At 65.9% G+C, this 1729-nt stretch carries 3 protein-coding genes and 1 pseudogene; 1 reads left to right on the top strand and 3 read right to left on the bottom strand.

What is annotated here, in order from left to right; all coding sequences use genetic code 11:
- Positions 1-344: pseudogene (locus FHS22_RS37125) on the top strand (hypothetical protein); the annotation flags it as partial.
- A 191-nt stretch (positions 345-535) separates the two neighbouring features.
- Here the strand turns inward: FHS22_RS37125 and FHS22_RS37120 are convergent.
- Genes FHS22_RS37120 through FHS22_RS37110 form a run of 3 tightly spaced genes read right to left on the bottom strand, consistent with a single transcriptional unit; the run spans position 536 to position 1504 of the window.
- On the bottom strand, positions 536-763 hold the full coding sequence (locus FHS22_RS37120; protein ID WP_184948884.1) for a hypothetical protein: 228 nt from the start codon (positions 761-763) through the stop codon (positions 536-538).
- A 1-nt stretch (position 764) separates the two neighbouring features.
- Complete coding sequence (locus FHS22_RS37115) at positions 765-1250, bottom strand: hypothetical protein (protein WP_184948883.1); 486 nt, start codon at positions 1248-1250, stop codon at positions 765-767.
- Positions 1247-1504, bottom strand: a complete 258-nt coding sequence (locus FHS22_RS37110) for a hypothetical protein (RefSeq protein ID WP_184948882.1) — start codon at positions 1502-1504, stop codon at positions 1247-1249. Before FHS22_RS37110 ends, FHS22_RS37115 begins: the two co-directional genes overlap by 4 nt.
- Positions 1505-1729 lie beyond the last annotated feature (225 nt).

Raw genomic sequence — 1729 nt, 5'->3', positions numbered from 1 at the left:
GCAAGAAGAACCACCCCGTCCCCTTCGCCACCGGCGCCTGGGGCGAGAAGGACACCAACCCCGCCAAGCCCCTCACCCTCACCCAGCCCAAGCCCAAGACCGACAAGCCGAAGACCGCGGCCAAGGACAAGGCTGAGAACAAGACCGAGGCCGTACAGGCCACCTCGGCCGAGGCCCAGCCCGCGGCCAAGACCACCCCCGTCGCCGCCATCAGCACCACCGGCAACGACACCACCGGTGGTGTCCCGGTCGGCATCGCCCTCGGCAGCGCGTTCATCGCCATCGGCGGCGCCTACGCCGCTCGTACCCCCTTGCGCAAGCGCTTCGCCCGTACCAACGCCTGACCTACCGGCGACCGCCCCGCAGCCGGGCTCACCACAGACAGGCGAAGGCCGCCACCGGATCCCGGTGGCGGCCTCCCGCGTTCCCAGCCGGACTGCGCGCTTCCAGGCCGCAGAGCCGTACCGTTCCCGGGTGGTGTTTACGCCGTAAACACCACCCGACGGTGTCGGCTCTTCCCCACGCCGTCCAGGTGTCAGGTGATCGGCTGACGCTTGGCGTACTCCTCCGCTGCCGCGAGCAACACACTCATAGGGACCATGGCCTGGGTATCCGCCAGGCTCACGACGATCGCCTCTCGGATCAGAGCGGTCGGCTTGATGCCTCGCTCCGCTGCCCGTGCGCGTACCGCCTCCATCACCGGTCTGGGCAATCGCAGCGACGTAGTGATCATCTGGTCAGGAGCCTCGTGGGTGATGTCCATGTCAGCCCCAGTTCTCATGCGGACCGTCCTGAAGGTCCTCAACACTCACTCCCGGCAGATCCGCCAAGATCGGACCCCAGATGTATTTGCCGGCAAGCGTCAGCACCGTGCGATCAGTCCGATTACCCCAGTAGGCGGCCTCGGCCACGTCGATCGGCACGGTGTCCACTCCGAGGTCTGCCCATGTTCCGGAGATTCCCCGCTGAGCGTCCCCATCGAGATCGACTTTGACAGGGTCATAGCCGACACCAAGCTGGACGACGATTTCATCGGAGTCGGGCTGTGGGTTGCGGGCCAGCAACTCTGCGTCCAGATACTCACGTTGATCGATCGTGAGTCGTGCCCGTGCCGCGATCACCGACGTGACGGGCAGGAGAAGGCCACCGGGAATCCTGCGCTTGATCACATGAATCATGCCGACTGCCTGATCATGCCCTTGCGCGTAGGCGGTGATGAGCGAGGTGTCGAGGATGAACTTGGAGCTCACGCCGTGGCTCGCCCGGCGTATTTGGCGATCAGTTCCTCGGCGCGCCGCTCGCCTGCGGCGAACCCCTCGGGGCTGGACGCCCGGATCGCCTCGATCCGACGTGCTTCCCGCTCCTTCGCTGCGCGGTAGTCCTCTCTCATCTGCCTGTGGAGAGCCTGAGCGAGGTACTCCGCAGGGGTGATGTCCTGACCGGTCTCAGCTATCCACTGGCTGGCTTCGGCGAGCAGGTCCGCAGGAAGGGGTTCGTGGTTCATACACCGAGCGTAGTGCAGACGCATTGCGCGACACAGGAAATCGAGATCCTCTGGTGAGGGCCGCCCGGCAGGAAGAGGATCGTCATGAGCGCTCCGCGAATGCCGGTGCGATCGTGCCGGACTCTGCCATCCCGGCGGAGGTGTTTACGGCGTAAACGCTGCGGTCCTCGCCGCGGCTGAAGCGGGACGCCCCTGCGACGACCCCGCAGGCGTTTACGCCGTAAA

The sequence above is a fragment of the Thiemannella venezuelensis genome (assembly GCF_014203605.1).
GTDB lineage: Bacteria > Actinomycetota > Actinomycetes > Streptosporangiales > Streptosporangiaceae > Planomonospora_A > Planomonospora_A venezuelensis.
This window is presented reverse-complemented; position numbering and strand designations above follow the sequence as displayed.

Coding starts and splice junctions, on each gene's coding strand:
- FHS22_RS37120 (WP_184948884.1), bottom strand. CDS start 763: ATGGACATCACCCACGAGGCTCCTGACCAGATGATCACTACGTCGCTG.
- FHS22_RS37110 (WP_184948882.1), bottom strand. CDS start 1,504: ATGAACCACGAACCCCTTCCTGCGGACCTGCTCGCCGAAGCCAGCCAG.